The sequence below is a fragment of the Mesorhizobium sp. M7A.F.Ca.AU.002.02.1.1 genome (genome assembly GCF_003998535.1).
GTDB classification, from domain to species: domain Bacteria; phylum Pseudomonadota; class Alphaproteobacteria; order Rhizobiales; family Rhizobiaceae; genus Mesorhizobium; species Mesorhizobium ciceri.
Map to the genome: position 1 here is coordinate 1 of NZ_RZPB01001456.1, position 536 is coordinate 536.

Genomic DNA, 536 nt, shown 5'->3' on the forward strand with positions numbered 1-536 from the left:
TTTGGAAGGCGACTATCTGTTCGTCACCAAATGGTCCTATGGCTATTCGCGCTATTCGCTGCCTTTCGGACCCGATATTTTTTCGGGCCGCATCTGGGGCTCCGAGCCGAAGCGCGGCGACGTGGCGGTTTTCAAATTCCCGCCTGATCCGTCCGTCGACTACATCAAGCGCGTTGTCGGCCTGCCGGGTGACAAGATCCAGGTCAAGGACGGCCAGCTTTTCATCAACGGTGTCGGCGTGCCGCGCGTGAAAACAGGCCAAATCGACAATCCCGACATCACCGAGGAATCGCGCCCGATCGATGTCTATCGCGAAACCCTGCCCAACGGCGTCAGCTACGACACGCTTGACCTGAATTCGAACTCGATCGGCGACAACACCCGCGAATTCGACGTGCCGCCCGGCCACTATTTCATGATGGGCGACAACCGGGACAATTCCGCCGACAGCCGTTTCACCGTCGGCTACGTTCCCGCGGAAAATCTGGTTGGCCGCGCCAATCTTGTCTTCTTCTCGATCGCCGGCAAGGCGAGCC

General features: G+C 59.1%; 1 protein-coding gene. It reads left to right on the plus strand.

Annotated features, from left to right (window positions below; all coding sequences use genetic code 11):
* A partial coding sequence (gene lepB / locus EN879_RS38340) for a signal peptidase I (RefSeq protein ID WP_127274829.1) occupies nt 1-536 on the plus strand: 536 nt, incomplete at both ends.